Raw genomic sequence first — 16564 nt, forward strand, 5'->3', positions numbered from 1 at the left:
TTCGCGATTACATGTCGGTTTCGGTCTTGAGTGGCCTTGTCATCAACGCCGACACAGCCTGGTCTATGGTTATGGTGCCGTCCAGTATGGCGGCGACGGCGGCGATGATCGGCGCGTCGATCCGGCGCTCGCCGGCGATGCGGGCGGCGATTGCCGCAGTCGGCACGCCTTCGGCCAAAGGCAAGCCGACAAGCGGCTTGCCTTGCCCCAGCGCCAGCCCATAGGCGAAATTGCGCGACTGCGCGGACGAGCAGGTGAGCAGCAGGTCGCCGAGGCCGGAAAGCCCCATCAGCGTCTCCGGCCTGGCGCCAAAGGCGGCGCCGATGCGGCGCAATTCGACGAAGCCGCGCGTCACCATAGCCGCCTGGGCGCTGGCACCGAGCCCGGCGCCGGTGACGGCACCCGCGGCAATGGCAAAGACGTTCTTCAGCGCGCCGCCGATCTCGACGCCGATCAGGTCGTCGCTCGAATAACAGCGCAGATTTTCCGCCGAGAAGCGGGCGGCAAGGTCGGTGGCCAGAGCCTCGTCGCGGGCGGCGACCACGACGGCCGTCGGCAGGCCCCTGGCGACGTCGGTGGCAAAGCTTGGGCCGGACAAAGCGGCGACCGGATTTGCCGGCAGTATTTCCTCGGTGATGGACGATAGCAGCGCGCCGGTGTCGCGCTCGATGCCCTTGGCGCAGAGGACCAGCGGGACCCCTTCCGGCATATGGCTGGACGCGGCCGTCAGCATAATCCGTAACGATTGCGCCGGCGCTACCGCCAGAACGCAGTCGGCACCGTCGAGCGCCGCCTCGATGTCGCTCGTCGCCACGATGCCGGGATCAAGCGCGATGCCCGGCAGATAGCGCGGATTTTCGCCACGGTCGACCGCCGCGACGGTCTCCGGGTCGCGCGCATAGAGGCGGACGAAATGACCGGCGCGCAGCGTGGCCAGCGCCAGCGCCGTGCCCCAGGCGCCGCCGCCGAGCACGGCGACGCGCCAGCCGCTTGGCGCCTTGTGCTCGCTGCCGGTCATGCCTTGGCCCCACGCCGGCCCGAGCCGACCATCGGGGCCGAGACGCTGTCCAGCGGCCAGCGCGAGCGCGGCACGAAATCGGCGGCGTTTTCACCTGATATGCCGGCGCGCAAGCGCTCGATGCCGGCCCAGGCGATCATCGCCGCATTGTCGGTGCAGAGGTTAAGCGGCGGCGCGACGAAGCTGAACCCGGCCTGCTCGCACAGGCCCTGCAATGTCGCCTTGATGGTCCGATTGGCGGCGACGCCGCCGGCGACAACCAATGCAGGCTCGGCCTTGTCCGGGAATTGCTGACGGAACCGGGTCAGCGCCCGCGCAACACGGTCGCCCAGCGCATCCGCGACCGCCGCCTGGAACGAGGCGCAGATATCGGCGACATCCTGGTCGCTCAGCGGGGCAATCGCGGTTGCCGCCTGGCGCACCGCGGTCTTGAGGCCGGAGAAGGAAAAATCGGGCTGCACGGAGCCCTTCATCGGGCGCGGAAAGGCGAAACGCGTCGCGTCACCGGTTGCCGCCGCCTTCTCGACATTCGGTCCGCCCGGATAGGGCAGGCCGAGCATCTTGGCCGTCTTGTCGAAGGCTTCGCCAAGCGCGTCGTCGATCGTCGTCGCCCAGCGCTGGTAGTCGCCGACGCCGCGCACGGCGACGATCTGGGTATGGCCGCCGGAGACCAGCAGCAAGAGGTAGGGAAAGTCGAGCCCGTCGGTCAGCCTGGCCGTCAGCGCGTGGCCTTCGAGATGGTTGATGGCGATCAGCGGTTTTTTTGCTGCCGCGGCGATTGCTTTGGCCGTCATCAGGCCGACGATCAGCCCGCCGACAAGACCGGGGCCGGCGGTGGCGGCAATCGCATCGATGTCGGCGAGCTCGACGCCGGAATCGGCCAGCGCTGCCTCGATGATGCCGTCGAGCGCCTCGACATGGGCGCGCGCGGCGATCTCCGGCACGACGCCGCCGAAAGCAGCATGCTCCTCGATCTGGCTGAGCACGATGTTCGACAGGATTTGCGGCGTGCTGCGACCGTCCAGCGCCACCACGCTGGCGGCGGTCTCGTCGCAACTCGTCTCGATGCCCAGAACGCGGATCAATTCGTCGCTGTCCTCGATGATTGTGCAACCGGCCTTTCCCCGATAGGAGAAAGCCCGAAAACCTGCCGGGGGTTATCACGGACGACGCGTCATGCAAACAACCTTGAGAATCGGAACACGCGGCAGCCCGCTGGCGCTGGCGCAGGCGCATGAAACGCAGGCGCGGCTGATGGCGGCGCACGGCATGCCGGCGGAAGCTTTCGAGGTGGTTGTCATCTCGACCACCGGCGACCGCATCCAGGACCGGCCGCTGTCGGAAGCCGGCGGCAAGGGCCTGTTCACCAAGGAGATCGAGGAGGCGCTGCTGGCGCGCCGCATCGACATCGCCGTGCATTCGTCGAAGGACATGCCGACGCTGTTGCCCGAGGGGCTCGAACTGTCCGCGTTCCTGCCGCGCGAGGACGCGCGCGATGCCTTCATCGGCAAGGCGGCGCGAACGATTGCCGGCCTGCCGCAAGGCGCCAGGGTCGGTTCGTCGTCGCTGCGGCGCCAGGCGCTGATCCGGCGGATGCGGCCGGACGTCGAAGTGGTGATGTTTCGCGGCAATGTGCAGACGCGGCTGCGCAAGCTCGACGACGGCATCGCCGACGGCACCATCCTCGCCTATGCCGGGCTGAAGCGGCTCGGGCTCGAAGACGTCGTCACCGACCTGATGCCGCTCGAGGTCTTTCCGCCGGCGCCGGGGCAAGGCGCGATCTGCATCGAAAGCCGCATCGGAGACCGCGACGTGGAACAGATGCTGGCAGCGATCCACGACGGGCCGACCGGCGAGGCGCTGGCCTGCGAGCGCGCCTTCCTGGCGGCGCTCGACGGGTCCTGCCGCACGCCGATCGCCGGACATGCGACGATATCGGGCGGAACGGTTTCCTTTGCCGGGCTGATCATCTCGCCCGATGGCACGCAGTCGCATGAAGTCAGGCTGCAAGGGCCGGCGCAGGAGGCGGCGCGCATTGGCGCGGAAGCCGCGGCGACCGTTCGGGCCAAGGCCGGCGAAACATTCTTCGATGGCTGGACCTGACATGCTCCGCGTCCTGGTGACGAGGCCCGAACCGGGCGCGTCGCGCACGGGGCGCCGGCTTGCGGATGCCGGCTTTCAGCCGATCCTGCTGCCATTGACCGGAACCGTGACGCTGCCGGTCGATGCCGGCGCGCTCGCTGACGCCGCGGCGGTCGCGGTCACCAGCGCCAATGCCGTTCGCCATGCGCCGAAAGAGGTCATCGCGGCGCTCGCCGGCTTGCCGTGCCACGCCGTCGGCAGGAAGACGGCGGAAGCCGCCCGCGCTGCCGGGTTTCTGTCGGTCAGCGAAGGCCCGGGCAATGCCGAGGCGCTGGCCGATGCGCTTGCTGGCGCTTACGCGGGGCAGACGATCGTCTATCTCTGCGGGCGGGTAAGATTTCCCGGCTTCGAGGAAGGGCTGTTGGCGTCGGGCGTTCAGATCCGCGCCGTCGAGACCTACGACACCGTTGTCCTGGATTACTCCGACGAGGCCGTTCTTGCGCGCCTGTCCGCCCGGCCGGTCGAGGCGGTGCTGCTCTACTCGGCCAAGGCGGCCACCGCTATGCAGGCCCTGGCTAGCCGGCCGGTGCTGCGCGGTGTTTTTGAAAAAACGCGCTTTTTCGGATTATCGGGGCGCATCGCCGCGGCCTTGGGCGATGTAGCCGAGATCCGGATTGCGCCTGAGCCCAGCGAGGACGCGCTGCTGGGACTTTTGCAGGCGCCGCGCTGATGGCATTAGCGGCGGCTCTGTGCCGTCCTCGAGGGGCGGCGCCAAACTCAGGCGATTGTTCTCGGGCACATTTTGTTCTTGCTTTGTGCCGGCAGCTATGCTACTAATTTGGCTATGGTGCCAATTGGCTCCAACGACCCGCCCGCCGAGGCGGGTTTTTTGTGTGCCGAGCATGGGCCTTGGCTTGAAACGTGGATTCGGCCCTGCGGCGTTTTGCCAAAACTGAACTCCAAGCCGTGGCGTCATCACGCCGCCCCTTTTCACCGCTTGGTGATGTGCTAGACCCTTTCAACCATCCCGAAGCGAATTTTGCGGAGCCCGAGCATGGTCAAGACGCCGAAGATGCGGCATTCCAAGAGCCGCCGTGAGCCGGTGACCATCGAGATTGAGCCTGGCGCCGTCTCGCGAGTCGCCGACAAACAGGATGCCGTGACCTCGCAGACCGACGAGGCGCGGGCCGAGGAAGCGGCGAACGCCTCGCAGCCCGAGCCACCTGAAGAGCCGGTGCATGCGGACCAGACCGATCTCGAGCCATGGGAACATGCCGACGCAGCCGCGCCGGCCGGCACGCAAGAGCCGGCGGACGCCGGCGACGATTCTGCCAGGGAAGCGGAAACCCCTTATCCCGCCGGTTCGGATGCGCCGGCCGGGCGCTCCGCGGTTTCCGATTACAGCTTCGAAGATGCATCCAGCGGAACCGGGGCCAACGAACCGAGGATCCCAGGTTCCGGCGAGAAGACAGCTGAGACGAGGGACGACCATATGGCAGCGCAGCCGAAGCGAAGCGGCATCAACGGCATCGCCGCCGGTATTATCGGCGGCGTCATCGCCCTCGCCGCGGCCGGCGGGCTGCAATTTGCCGGCCTGCTCGGTGCGCCGGGGACGGGCGGCGTGTCGCTCGACGCGATCAATGGTGAGATCGTTTCGCTGAAACGCGAGGTCGCGGACCTCAGACAGGCCGGCGCCAACAATGACGCATCGGCCAAGGTGGACGGGCTGTCGTCGGCGCTGGATCAGGTCAGGGCGGACGTCGCGACGTTGAAGTCGGCGGTCGAGCAAGGCGGTGCCGGCGACAATGCCGGCCTGGCGGCACTTGGCGACAAGGTAAGGCAGATCGAGACGGCGGTTGCGGCCCTCGGCAAAGCCGGCGGTACGGCGCCGGTCGATCTCGGCCCGCTCAACGACAGGCTGGCCGCGCTCGATGCGCTGGTGAAATCGGCCGGCGAGACGACAAAGGCGCAGGACAGCCGGCTTGCGGCCCTGGAACAGTCGGTTTCACAGATCTCGAGCAAGGTCGATGCACAGGCTTCGCAGCCGAAGATCGCACTGGCCATTGCCGCTTCGGCGCTCAAGGCAGCGCTCGACCGTGGTGCACCGTTCGCCGCCGAGCTCGAAACCTTTGCCGCGATCTCACCCGATGCACCCGAGATCGCGACGTTGCGCACCTATGCCGAAAAGGGCGTCCCGATGCGCTCCGAGATCGCCGCCGAAGCGGACGCCGCCGCCAACGCGATGGTCGCTGCCGCGACGCCCATCGACCAGAATGCCGGCATCCTGCAGAAGCTGCTGTCCAGCGCCGAATCGCTGGTCAAGGTCAGGCCGATCGGCGCCGTCGAAGGCACCGGCGTTCCGGAAACCGTCGCGCGCATGGAGGTCGCGGTCAACCAGGGCGACTACGCCAAGGCGCTCAGCGAATACGAAACCCTGCCTGAGGCGGCCAAGGCCGCCGGCGCCGACTTTGCCGGCAAGCTGAAAGCGCGGATGGAGGTCGAGACGCAGATCGATTCGCTCATCGCCGGCGCAATGAAGGCGTGAGGAACCCAATGATCCGCATCCTCGCCTTCCTTGCCGTCGTCTTTGCGCTCGGGCTCGGCTTCGCCTGGCTGGCCGACCGGCCGGGCGAAATGCTCGTCACCTTCAACGGCTATCAATACCAGGTCAGCCTGATGGTCGCGGCGGTGGCGGTCGTTGCCGTGGTTGCCGCGGTGATGATCGTCTGGTGGGTGATCAAGGCGCTGTGGAACAGCCCCTATACGATCTCGCGCTATTTCCGCGTGCGTCGCCGCGACCGCGGCTACCAGGCGCTGTCGACCGGGATGATCGCCGCCGGGGCCGGTGACGGCGCGCTCGCCCGCAAGAAGACCAAGGAAGCGGCAAAGCTGATCCGCTCCGATCAGGAGCCACTGATCCAGCTGCTCGACGCGCAGGCCTCGCTGCTCGAAGGCGACCATGAAGGCGCCCGCGAAAAGTTCGAGACCATGCTCGATGATCCCGAAATGCGGCTGCTCGGCCTGCGCGGGCTTTATCTCGAGGCCGAGCGGCTCGGCGACCGCAACGCAGCCCGCCACTATGCCGGCCGTGCCGCGGCGGTGGCGCCGCAACTGGCCTGGGCGGCCGAATCGACGCTGGAAGACCTGACTGGACGCGGCGACTGGGATGGCGCGCTGAAACTGGTCGACGCCCAGAAGTCGACCCGGCAGATCGAGCGTGACGCCGCCAACCGCCGCCGCGCCGTGCTGCTGACCGCCAAGGCGCAGGCGCTGATCGACAGCGATGCCAATGCCGCAAGGGCGGCGGCGCTCGAAGCCAACCGGCTGCGGCCGGATTTTGCACCGGCGGCGGTCGTCGCGGCGAAATTGCTGTTTAGACAGAACGACGTGCGCAAAGGCTCGAAAATCCTCGAGGCGGGGTGGAAGGCCGAGCCGCATCCCGAGATCGCCGAGCTCTACACCCATGCCAGGCCGGGCGATGCCGTGCTCGACCGGCTGAACCGGGCAAAGAAGCTGCAGGAGCTGAAGAAGAACCATGCCGAGTCCTCGCTTGCCGTGGCGCGCGCCGCGCTGGATGCGCAGGATTTTTCAACCGCCCGCCGCGAGGCGGAAGCCGCGATCCGCATGGATCGCCGCGAAGGCGCCTATCTGCTGCTGGCCGATATCGAGGAGGCCGAGACCGGCGACCAGGGCAAGGTGCGGCAGTTGCTGTCGAAGGCGGTGAGAGCGCCGCGCGACCCGGCCTGGGTTGCCGATGGTGTCGTCTCCGAACGCTGGGCTCCGGTATCGCCGATCACCGGCAGGCTCGATGCATTCGAATGGCGGGCGCCGATGGAGCGGCTCGGGCAGTTGATCGACGGTCATGAGGATACGCCGGAGGCGCCGGTGCCGGCCATCGCGGCTCCAGCCGGGCCGGTACAGGAAAGAGCCGGGACGATCGAGCACACGGCGGAGACACCGGGCACAGCGACCGAGGAAAAGACGGACGACCGTGCCGGCGAGGATCATGTGACACCAATCACCGCGGCGGCGTTTGCCCAAGTGCCGGAAGATGCCGAGGCCGTCGAGCCGGCGCAGGAGCTGACGCGGCTGCCCGACGACCCCGGCGTCGATCCAGACGACGCGGCGGATAAATCGACGCGCCGGTTTCGTTTGTTCTGATCAGGGTCGAGTGGACCCGGGCTTATTGGGAATGATTTGATGTTCGAACGCGTTTTGTCGTTTCTAAGGGATCTGCCGTCCGGTGGTGGCGCCAGCCCCAGCGCCGACGATCCGCGCATTGCCGCGTCCGCCCTGCTTTTCCACGTGATGAACGCCGACGGGGTGCGCCAGGATAGCGAATGGGAACGGTTCAAGAAGGTGCTGGCGGAAAGCTACTCGATCAGCGGTGACGAACTCGACGCGTTGGCGGCTGCCGGCGAGCGGGCCGACAATGAGGCGATCGACCTCTACGCCTTCACCAGCGTGCTCAAGCGCCATCTCGACGCCGAGGCGCGAAAGGCCTTCATCGGCCTGATGTGGGAGATCGTCTATGCCGATGGCGAGCTGCACGAGCTCGAGGACAATACCGTGTGGCGGGTCGCCGAGCTGATCGGCGTCGAACGTCGCGACCGTGTCGAGGCGCGCCTCAAGGCGGCCGCCGCGGCTCCTGGTGCTGCCGGAACCTCAAGCGACGAATAGACAGGATCCCGCCTTCCAATGCCGCCCAAGCCAAGTCCGAGACCAAAGATCCTGATCGTGCTGCATCAGGAGCATTCGAGCCCCGGACGGGTCGGCCATATGCTTATCGAGGAAGGCTTCGACCTCGACATCCGCCGACCGCCGCTCGGCGAGGCCTTGCCGCAGACGCTGGATGGCCATGCCGGCGCCGTGGTGTTCGGCGGGCCGATGAGCGCCAATGACGGCGACGAGTTCGTCCGCCGCGAGACCGACTGGCTCAAAATTCCGCTCAACGAGAACCGGCCGCTGCTTGGCATCTGCCTCGGCGCGCAAATGCTGGTCAAGCATCTTGGCGGCAGGGTCGAGGGCCACGGCGAAGGCCTCGTCGAAATCGGCTGGTATCCGCTGAAGGCGACCGAAGCGGGCAGCAGGCTGATGCATTGGCCGGAGATGGTCTATCAGTTCCATCGCGAAGGGTTTTCGCTGCCGAAGGACGCGACGCTATTAGCGACGGCCGAAACCTATCCCAACCAGGCCTTCCGCTATGGCGACAATGCCTGGGGCATCCAGTTCCATGGCGAATTGACCCGGGCGATGATGCAGCGCTGGGTGGTGCGCGGCGCGCACCGCTTCGAACTGCCCGGCGCGCAGCCCGGCCGCGACCATCTCGGCGGCCGGCTGATCTGGGACATGCACCTCAAGCGCTGGCTCGGCGAGTTCCTGCCGATGATTTTCGGCAAGCCGGCGCTGCGGTAATCAGTTTCGCCCCCTGAGATGACGCACCTTGCGCAGCTGCGGGAACAGCACCGCCCATAGGCCGGCAACGGCGATCGCCCCGACACCCCCGACCACCACGGCCGGAACCGTGCCGATCAACGCCGCCATCGTACCGGCGCGGAATTCGCCGAGCTCATTGGAAGCGCCGACAAACACCTGGTTGACAGCGTTGACGCGGCCGCGAACGTCGTCCGGCGTCCACAGCTGGATCAGCGTCTCGCGGATATAGACGCTGAACATGTCGGTGGCGCCGAGCAGCGCAAGGGCCGCAATCGACAGCCAGGTGATGGTCGAGAGGCCGAACAGAACCGTGAATGCGCCGAACAGCGCGACGAAGGCGAGCATGACAAGGCCGGCATGGTTGCGGATCGGGTGTCCGGCCAGCCAGATGGCGACGCAGATGGCGCCGACGCCGGGCGCCGAGCGCAACAGGCCGAGCCCCCATGGGCCGAGTTCGAGGATATCGCGCGCGTAGACCGGCAGCAGCGCCGAGGCGCCGGACAGGAGCACCGCAAACAGATCGAGCGAAATCGCGCCGAGCACGATCTTTTCGCTCCAGATATAGCCGAAGCCGGCGAACAGGGTCTGTACCGTCGGCCTGTCGGTCCGGCTGCGCTGGGCAGGCTTCGGGATGGTGAAGATCAGCACGGCGGCAACCAGCATCAGCACGGCGGCGGTGGTGTAGGCGGCTTCGGCTGAAAGCCCGTAGAGCAGGCCGCCGGCGACCGGCCCGACGATGGTTGCCGTCTGCCAGGCGGACGAGTTCCAGGCGATGGCGTTGGCGAAATCCTCGGGCGGCACCAGATTGGCGAACAGCGATGAGGAGGCCGGCCCGAAGAAGGCGCGCGCGATGCCGAACATGGCGAGCACGATGAAGACCGGCATCGGCCCGGAGAGGCCGCGTAGCGTCAGCAGCAGCAGGGCCAAGGCGCAGCCCGCCTCGACCAGCACCGCCAGCGCCATGATCAGACGGCGCCCGAAACGATCGGCAACGTCGCCGGTGACCAGCACCAGCAGCAGCGAAGGCAGGAACTGGACGATGCCGACAAGGCCGAGGTCGAACGGGTCGCGGGTCAGATCGTAGATCTGCCAGCCGACGGCGACCGACACGATCTGGGTGGAGAATGTCGAAAGGAAGCGCGCCGCCCAGTAGCTCAGGAACGGCCGATGGCGAAAGGCGGCATAGCGCTGGTCGGATGGTACTTGGGATTCTGTGGTCATGGAATAAGGCCCCGTGGCGGCTATGTCGGCCGGCGGGGCACTTCCTCGATGGGCGCTGGTCCGGCCAAAAAAGCCTTTAGCGCAGTTCGGCGCAGGGCGCGCGCAAAAATCCGGCGTGGCTCCAGCTTTTTTCAGGCTGCCATACCAATTGCAGGCGGCAACCACGCTCGGCGGAGATGGAGAGGGTTATTTGGCGCGCAGGTCGAGTTCCTTCGCGCCCCCCTCTGTCCTGCCGGACATCTCCCCCTCAAGGGGGGAGATTGGACGTCGCGACGTCCTTCGCCAGTCTCCGGCTTCGAAGGCAATTTGTACGTTCAAAGATTTGTACGTTTAAAGCGTAGCGCCATCGGCGAGGCAGCTGATCTCCCCCCTTGAGGGGGAGATGTCCGGCAGGACAGAGGGGGGCGCTGTCCCGCCAATCTTCGAGGCTTGCGTTTGCAGGGCTTCGAACGATGCTTTAGGCCGTCGCCTTGGCCTTCCTGCCCCTACCCTTGACGGGCGTGGGCGCGGGCGGGGCTTTGCGGCCGAGGCCGATCGCCTTGGCAAGCTGCGAACGCGAGGCCGCGTAGTTGGGGGCGACCATCGGGTAGTCCGACGGCAGGCCCCATTTGGCGCGATAGGCGTCGGGCGTCAGCCCGAAATGAACGCCGATATGGCGCTTCAAGGATTTGAACTTCTTGCCGTCCTCGAGACAGATGATGTAGTCCGGCGTCACCGATTTCTTGGGATTGACGGCAGGCGTCAGCGGCGCGGCGACCGGCACAGCCGGTTGCCCGAGGCCGCCTATGGCAGCGCTGACGCTGGCGATGAGATCGCCGAGGCCGGAAGCCGGCAAGCGGTTCTTCTCGACATAGGCGGACACGATATGGGCGGTCAGCTCGAGCAGGTCGATATTTTTGCGAGCGTTGTTGTTGTCGTCGGTCAATCTATCTCTCCGTCCATGGGGGTCGCAGAAATTCCTAGTCGGCAAATCTGCGCAATGCAATGACGCCGCACCACGTCACACATTATTTTGAATAATAATACTAACGGCAGCGCGGGATTAACAACCCTGAGCCGGTGCTCGATAATATCAGACAATCAGCAATATCAAATAATCAGGGATTTGTCGCGCCATAGTCGAAATCCGCCCTCGAAGGCGCGTGTGTTGTCGCCGCGTCTGCAATCGGCGGGCAAGTCGGTGAGTTCGTCGACATTGCCGCCGCCGATGACCACGTAGTCCGGCTGCATGGCGGCGCGAAGCCGGTCGACCATGTCGAAGACGTGTTTGCGCCATTTCTTCTTGCCGCGCTTTTGCAGGCCGCGTTCGCCGACATAGTCTTCGAAACTGCCGCGCTTCTTGTAGGGAAGATGGGCAAGCTCCATCGGCTGGGCAACGTTATCGACGATCATCGCGGCCCCAAGGCCGGTGCCGAGGCCAAGGAACAGCATGCGGCCGCCCTCATAACTGCCGATGGCCTGCATGAGCGCATCGTTAACGACCTTGACCGGTTTGCCGAACTCGGCGGCGAAATCGCAGCCGACCCAGCCCTTGCCGAGATTGGCGGGTTCGGTCAGCGGCAGGTTGTGGTGCACCGGGCCCGGATAGCCCATCGAGACAACATCGTAGTGCAGCCCTTCGGCGAGCGTCTTCACCGCCGCGACCATCTGCTGCGGCGTAAGCTCCGGTCCGGAAGCGGTCTTGCGCTCGTCGCCGCCGGCACTGGTGCGGATCTTGACGTGCGAGCCGCCGATATCGATCGCAAGCACGATCTTTTCTTCCTCCGATGCCGGGTGCCTCACCGCCTTGGCCATCGCCTTCGCCTCCCAGAAATCATTTCGCCGGATTGATCCAGCCGTTCGGCGGCCCGAATCCAGCCATGGCTTCGGCCGGCCCCCATGTCTTTGGCGCGTAGACAGGGGGCGGCGTGGTGTCGCCGAGCACCGGGCCGACGATGCGCCAGGCGAGCTCGCTGGCGTCCTGGCGGGTGAACAGCTGGCCGTTGCCGTTCATGGCGTCGCCGATCAACCGCTCGTAAGGCGGCATGTCGCCCTTCGAATCGTCCAGCGCGGTGAGCTCGACCTGCTCACCGACCATGTCATCGCCGGGCGCCTTGCGCCGGGCTCCGATCGAGATCGCCACCTGAGGATCGATGCGGAAGCGCACGTGATTGCAGTCGCCGGGCTTGATCGGATCGAAGACGTCGAGCGGCGGCCGCTTCAGTTGCACGATGACCTCGGTGGCGTGCACCGGCAGGGATTTGCCGGCGCGAATGAAGAACGGCACATCCTGCCAGCGCCAGGTATCGACGAAAAAGCGCACCGCCGCGAAGGTCTCGACCGGCGAGTTCGGCGCCACGCCCGGCTCGCTGAGATAGCCGTCGAACTGGCCGCGCACCACATCGTCCCTGGTCAGCGTCCGGATCGCCCGCAGGACCTGCACCTTCTCGTCGATGAGATCGTCGGCCGAGCGGCCGACCGGCGGTTCCATGGCGAGCAGCAAGAGGATATTGAGCAGATGGTTTTCGATGACGTCGCGAATGCAGCCGACCTCGTCATAGAAGCGGCCGCGGCCCTCGACGCCGAAATCCTCGGCCATGGTGATCTGCACGCTCTCGACGTAATTGCGGTTCCAGATCGGCTCGAGGAAGGAATTGGCGAAACGGAAATAGAGCAGGTTCTGGATCGCCTCCTTGCCGAGATAATGGTCGATGCGGAAGATCGACTTTTCGTCGAAAACCAGATGCAGCACCCGGTTAAGCCAGCGCGCCGATTGCAGATCGTGGCCGAACGGCTTTTCCACCATCAGGCGCGCGCCCTGGGCGGCGCCCGACTGCTCCAGCCCCTGGACGACCACCTCGAACATCGCCGGCGGCACCGCCAGATAGTGCAGCGGCCGCTCAGCGCCGCCGAGCGCGGTCTTCAGCTTCTCGAAGGTCGCAGGCGCCCGATAGTCGCCACTGACATAGCGCAGCAACGATGCAAGCCTGGCAAAGATCTTGTCGTCGATGCTGCCCAAGGCGTTGACGATGCCGTCGCGGGCGCGCGCCTGCAGCTTGGCGAGGTCCCACGGATCGAAGGCGACGCCGATCACCGGCTCGTTCAGCGTCCCTTTGGCCACCATGGCGTAAAGGGCGGGGAAGATCTTCTTGTGGGCGAGATCGCCGGTGGCGCCGAAAAGCACCAGCGTGTCCGATCGTTCCTGGCTCATGGGCGTGCCTCCCTGTCGCCCGTCACGAGCCGGCCTTGGGTTTTTCGACATGGCCGCCAAAGGCATAGCGCATGGCGGACAGAAGCTTGTCGGCGAATTCGGATTCGCCTTGCGAGGAGAACCTGTCGAACAGCGCCGAGGACAGCACCGGCGCCGGCACGCCGGTGTCGATCGCCGCCTTCAGCGTCCAGCGGCCTTCGCCGGAATCCGAGACCCGCCCGCCGAACTGCGTCAACGACGAATCGGCCTTCAGTACGCCGGCCGTCAGGTCGAGCAGCCACGAGCCGATGACGCTGCCGTGCCGCCAGACCTCGGCCACTTCAGCGATGTCGATGTCGAACTGGTAATATTGCGGGTTTTCCAGCGGGCTGGTTTCGGCATCGGCGGTGCGCTGCCGTTTGCCGGCATTCGCCGACTTCAGGATGTTCATGCCTTCGGCATAGGCGGCCATAACGCCATATTCGATACCGTTATGGACCATCTTGACGAAATGGCCGGCGCCGCTTGGTCCGCAGTGAAGATAGCCGAAGGGCGAGGTTCCGGCATCCTTGGCAGGAGCGGGCGAAGCGGCGTCGGCGCCCGGCGCCAGCGTTGCGAAGACCGGATCGAGATGCTGCACCGCGCTGTCGGGGCCGCCGATCATCAGGCAGTAGCCGCGCTCGAGGCCCCAGACGCCGCCGCTGGTGCCGACATCGACATAGCTCAAGCCTTTCAAGGCGAGGCGCGCGGCGTGGTCGACGGCCTCGTGATAATAGGAATTGCCGCCGTCTATGATGATGTCGCCCGGCTCCATCAGGGCAGCCACCTGGTCGACGATCTTGCCGGTGATCGCCGCAGGCAGCATCAGCCAGGCGCTGCGCGGCTTCGCCAGCTTGCCGACGAACTCCTCCATCGAGGCGGCTCCGACCGCGCCGGCGCTCACAAGCGCGGCGACGCTCGCCGGGTTAATATCGTAGACGACGCATTCGTGGCCATCGCGCAGCAGGCGCCGAACCATGTTGGCGCCCATCCGGCCCAGTCCCATCATTCCTATCTGCATGGTCTCGTCCTGCCTTACTTGAGGGATCGATGATCTAGTGGCGCCGTGATTGAAGCATGATCTTGTCCGAAAACCGGTCTCCACTTTGCGGGGTCATGCTCTATCCTGTATCGCCGATGCCGACAGAAAAGTCAGCATTCTCCCAATGGCCGCTATCGGGCCAGAAGAAAGTGAAGACAATGCTATTGCCCGGGCTATTGCCTGGAGCAATCTCGGCAACCTGCAATTCCGCAAGATGGATGCCGAAAGCATTCGCGGTGGTCTCGGTGTCATGGACGGTTGCCCAATTGTCGCTGCTCCAATGAACCACCGCCCGGGCCAGAAGTTCGATGCGCAGCGCCTTGCCTGCCGGGATGGTACGGATCTTGTGGTTGAAGCGCCATGCCCTGAAGCGCGACACCGTCCTGCCCTCGATATAGCGCTTGACGCCTTGCGGCGGCATGTCGAACACCGTGCCGTCGCGCAGCGACCGCAGCAGCTTGATGTGCTCGGAATGCGCCCAGACCAGCGGCTTGGCGCTGCCGGAGGGCCCGCCATGCCGCAATTCGCGCTCCGGCATGTCGGGACCGTCCCAGACCTGCTCCGGCAGCAGGCCGCCCGGTCCGGCAGAGTTCTCGAACGTCCTGAGCAGGCTTGCCGCACTATCCCTGCGGCCTGCCGCCAGCTCGTAATGAGCACGCTCGCCGACCAGCAGCGGCCAGGGCCGGCCCCGGCCGGTTCCATCGAAGGGCGCGCCGTCGGCATGCTCGCCATAGCCATCGCCATTGTAGCGGTACCAGAGCGGGCCCTGCGGCAGTTCGCAGCGCAATTGCGCGTCGATGACCTTGACCGTGTCGAGGATGCGCGGATCGTCGGCCGCCCTGAGGCCGAAGCGGACCAGCGCCAGCGCATCCGGGCTGACGATCGCCTTGGCCGGCCGGTCCGTATCGGCCGGCGGGCGGTTCTTGATCGGGACGTAGCCGTCTTTCGGCGATGCCGCGCCGGCTTTGTCGGGCGGCGCGATGCGGACATAGTAGCCTTCGACGCTGGCTTGCTCGCATGCGGCGGTGCCGGCCACGTAGGTCCAGCGCTCGATCTGATCGTTCCAGACATCGGCGGTTTCGCGCAGATAGTTTGCCGGCTCTGTTTTGCCGGCGGCATCGAAGATGTCCGCAGCCGCAAGCAATGCGGCGATCTCGACCGCAAGTGTGAACGGGCTGTAGCCGGCGTCTTCTTCCCAGCGGTCCTCGCCGGTGACCGGGCCGTTGCGCACGACATAGGCGGCAGCGCGCTCGATCATCGGCATGAAGGAGGAGAGTGCGGCAGGCGGCAAATGGCCGGCGCGGCGCAGTGCGTCGGCAAGCAGCAGCGGGAAGGCGCATTCGTCCATCTGGATGCCCGGCCAATAGGCCGATCCGTCGAGCCAGGCGTTCTGCGGCCAATGGCCGTCCGGCTGCTGGATCGAGCGCAGATAGCCAAGGATGCGCAAGGCTTCCGCCGGGTCGCCGGCAGCGAGGAAGCCGCCGGCGGTTTCGACCAGATCGCGCGGCCAGACCAGGTGATAGCCGCCGAGATCGTCGTCGCCCTTGTTGAAGCCCCACGGGATCGACAGGCTGGCAACGGCTGCTCCGGCGGACGACCGGTGTGTCGCCAGCACCGCCGTGCTGAGGCGGTAGCTGTTGAGGCCGGACGCCGCATGCCGGTCCAGCGGCAGCAATCCGGCCTGCCATTTGCGCCATTTGTCGACGTAGGATCCGGCTGCGGGCTCAAAACCTTGCCTCAGGCTGGCGAAAGCGGTTTCCGCCGCCTGTTGCGGCGTCGTGCCGAAGCCGAGCGCCAGCAATATTTTTGGGTTTGCGGCCGAAAAGGCGATCTCGCCGGTCAGCGCGACATTGCCGTCCTCGGCCCTGCGGCAGGCCGGATCGAGCCGGCCGCCTTGACGAAGCTGCTGCCAGCCGTCGGAGACGCCGACATAGCCGGCCGAGCACGCCTTCCACGGCAGCGACGAGGCGAGCGCCAGGCAGGTGCCGCGTCCCGATGCAAACAGGACAGGCTGTCCTTCATGGTCGTCGATCCAGGCGGTGTTGCCAATGCCGGCGTTGACGAGGTGCGGTGCCAGCAGCGCGTAGACGCGGTAGTCGGCGGCCGCGCCTTTGAGCGGCGTGAACATGATCTCCTGCAGCAAGACGGGACGTTCCGGATCCGTCAGGATGCGCTTTTCGATCCTGTAGGTTCCATCGCTTGCGGTGTTGACCAGCCGGTAGGCAGGCACCCCGTCCGCCAGGGGTTCGATACTGTGTTCGGCGTCGCGTTTTTCTTCCGAGAAATAGCCGTCGGGTCCGGTGACGATCAGCCCCAGATCGCGGGTGCATGCGCTATCGAGGCGCGGGTAGTAGATCTCGTTGAGGATACCGTGGCTGATGGTGAACCAGATCGGGCAGGCCGGCGAGAGCGCGGTGCCGACGCCGCTCTTGGCGCTCGAGGTCCAGCGTGCCGGAATGCCGGGTGCACCCGGGGCAAGGTTCGTCGCCATTCAATCGGTCTCCAGTGCCATCCCTAGACCAGGAGTCGAACCGGTTTCAATGATTGCACCGCAAGT

Annotated in this window: 14 protein-coding genes; 6 read left to right on the top strand and 8 right to left on the bottom strand. The window is 66.1% G+C overall.

Going from position 1 to position 16564, the window contains the following annotated elements:
- Window positions 1-7: 7 nt before the first annotated feature.
- Window positions 8-1018 carry an NAD(P)H-dependent glycerol-3-phosphate dehydrogenase gene (locus NKH90_RS03580; RefSeq protein ID WP_352613161.1) on the bottom strand — a complete coding sequence of 337 codons (1011 nt, stop codon included), beginning with the start codon at window positions 1016-1018 and terminating at the stop codon, window positions 8-10.
- A complete protein-coding gene (gene tsaD / locus NKH90_RS03585; protein ID WP_352540951.1) occupies window positions 1015-2100 on the bottom strand; it encodes a tRNA (adenosine(37)-N6)-threonylcarbamoyltransferase complex transferase subunit TsaD in 1086 nt (361 codons plus the stop codon). The genes NKH90_RS03580 and tsaD overlap by 4 nt, the downstream gene beginning before the upstream one ends.
- Window positions 2101-2194: 94 nt before the next feature.
- Between tsaD and hemC the strand changes: the two genes are divergently transcribed.
- The 6 genes from hemC to NKH90_RS03615 all read left to right on the top strand — a co-directional run bounded on the left by hemC (window position 2195) and on the right by NKH90_RS03615 (window position 8515).
- Entirely contained in the window at window positions 2195-3121 is a 927-nt protein-coding gene (gene hemC, locus NKH90_RS03590) for a hydroxymethylbilane synthase (protein WP_352817356.1), read from the top strand.
- 1 nt (window position 3122) lies between these two features.
- Window positions 3123-3830, top strand: a complete 708-nt coding sequence (locus NKH90_RS03595) for a uroporphyrinogen-III synthase (protein WP_352817359.1) — start codon at window positions 3123-3125, stop codon at window positions 3828-3830.
- Between the two features lie 324 nt (window positions 3831-4154).
- Complete coding sequence (locus NKH90_RS03600; protein ID WP_352817362.1) at window positions 4155-5645, top strand: COG4223 family protein; 1491 nt, start codon at window positions 4155-4157, stop codon at window positions 5643-5645.
- Between the two features lie 8 nt (window positions 5646-5653).
- A complete protein-coding gene (locus NKH90_RS03605) occupies window positions 5654-7261 on the top strand; it encodes a heme biosynthesis protein HemY (protein ID WP_352817366.1) in 1608 nt (535 codons plus the stop codon).
- A 39-nt stretch (window positions 7262-7300) separates the two neighbouring features.
- A complete protein-coding gene (locus NKH90_RS03610) occupies window positions 7301-7780 on the top strand; it encodes a tellurite resistance TerB family protein (protein WP_352470762.1) in 480 nt (159 codons plus the stop codon).
- Window positions 7781-7798: 18 nt separating this feature from the next.
- A complete protein-coding gene (locus NKH90_RS03615) occupies window positions 7799-8515 on the top strand; it encodes a glutamine amidotransferase (RefSeq protein ID WP_292657163.1) in 717 nt (238 codons plus the stop codon).
- Here NKH90_RS03615 and NKH90_RS03620 read toward each other — a convergent pair whose 3' ends face one another.
- The 6 genes from NKH90_RS03620 to NKH90_RS03645 all read right to left on the bottom strand — a co-directional run bounded on the left by NKH90_RS03620 (window position 8516) and on the right by NKH90_RS03645 (window position 16498).
- A complete protein-coding gene (locus tag NKH90_RS03620; RefSeq protein ID WP_352683747.1) occupies window positions 8516-9757 on the bottom strand; it encodes an MFS transporter in 1242 nt (413 codons plus the stop codon). It lies immediately after the preceding gene.
- A gap of 457 nt (window positions 9758-10214) precedes the next feature.
- On the bottom strand, window positions 10215-10682 hold the full coding sequence (locus NKH90_RS03625; protein WP_352470759.1) for a Ros/MucR family transcriptional regulator: 468 nt from the start codon (window positions 10680-10682) through the stop codon (window positions 10215-10217).
- A gap of 164 nt (window positions 10683-10846) precedes the next feature.
- Window positions 10847-11551: an ROK family protein gene (locus NKH90_RS03630; protein ID WP_352470758.1), complete on the bottom strand. Its 705-nt coding sequence runs from the start codon at window positions 11549-11551 to the stop codon at window positions 10847-10849.
- A 19-nt stretch (window positions 11552-11570) separates the two neighbouring features.
- Entirely contained in the window at window positions 11571-12947 is a 1377-nt protein-coding gene (zwf, locus tag NKH90_RS03635; RefSeq protein ID WP_352470757.1) for a glucose-6-phosphate dehydrogenase, read from the bottom strand.
- A 22-nt stretch (window positions 12948-12969) separates the two neighbouring features.
- Window positions 12970-13986, bottom strand: coding sequence for a phosphogluconate dehydrogenase (NAD(+)-dependent, decarboxylating) (gnd, locus tag NKH90_RS03640; RefSeq protein WP_352817372.1), 1017 nt, complete (start codon window positions 13984-13986; stop codon window positions 12970-12972).
- Between the two features lie 100 nt (window positions 13987-14086).
- Window positions 14087-16498: a glucan 1,4-alpha-glucosidase gene (locus NKH90_RS03645; protein WP_352817375.1), complete on the bottom strand. Its 2412-nt coding sequence runs from the start codon at window positions 16496-16498 to the stop codon at window positions 14087-14089.
- Between the last annotated feature and the right edge of the window lie 66 nt (window positions 16499-16564).

It is taken from the genome of Mesorhizobium sp. M0898, from assembly GCF_040319695.1.
Lineage (GTDB): Bacteria > Pseudomonadota > Alphaproteobacteria > Rhizobiales > Rhizobiaceae > Mesorhizobium.

Coding starts and splice junctions, on each gene's coding strand:
- NKH90_RS03580 (WP_352613161.1), bottom strand. CDS start 1,018: ATGACCGGCAGCGAGCACAAGGCGCCAAGCGGCTGGCGCGTCGCCGTG.
- hemC (WP_352817356.1), top strand. CDS start 2,195: ATGCAAACAACCTTGAGAATCGGAACACGCGGCAGCCCGCTGGCGCTG.
- NKH90_RS03595 (WP_352817359.1), top strand. CDS start 3,123: ATGCTCCGCGTCCTGGTGACGAGGCCCGAACCGGGCGCGTCGCGCACG.
- NKH90_RS03600 (WP_352817362.1), top strand. CDS start 4,155: ATGGTCAAGACGCCGAAGATGCGGCATTCCAAGAGCCGCCGTGAGCCG.
- NKH90_RS03605 (WP_352817366.1), top strand. CDS start 5,654: ATGATCCGCATCCTCGCCTTCCTTGCCGTCGTCTTTGCGCTCGGGCTC.
- NKH90_RS03610 (WP_352470762.1), top strand. CDS start 7,301: ATGTTCGAACGCGTTTTGTCGTTTCTAAGGGATCTGCCGTCCGGTGGT.
- NKH90_RS03615 (WP_292657163.1), top strand. CDS start 7,799: ATGCCGCCCAAGCCAAGTCCGAGACCAAAGATCCTGATCGTGCTGCAT.
- NKH90_RS03620 (WP_352683747.1), bottom strand. CDS start 9,757: ATGACCACAGAATCCCAAGTACCATCCGACCAGCGCTATGCCGCCTTT.
- NKH90_RS03630 (WP_352470758.1), bottom strand. CDS start 11,551: ATGGCCAAGGCGGTGAGGCACCCGGCATCGGAGGAAGAAAAGATCGTG.
- zwf (WP_352470757.1), bottom strand. CDS start 12,947: ATGAGCCAGGAACGATCGGACACGCTGGTGCTTTTCGGCGCCACCGGC.
- gnd (WP_352817372.1), bottom strand. CDS start 13,986: ATGCAGATAGGAATGATGGGACTGGGCCGGATGGGCGCCAACATGGTT.
- NKH90_RS03645 (WP_352817375.1), bottom strand. CDS start 16,498: ATGGCGACGAACCTTGCCCCGGGTGCACCCGGCATTCCGGCACGCTGG.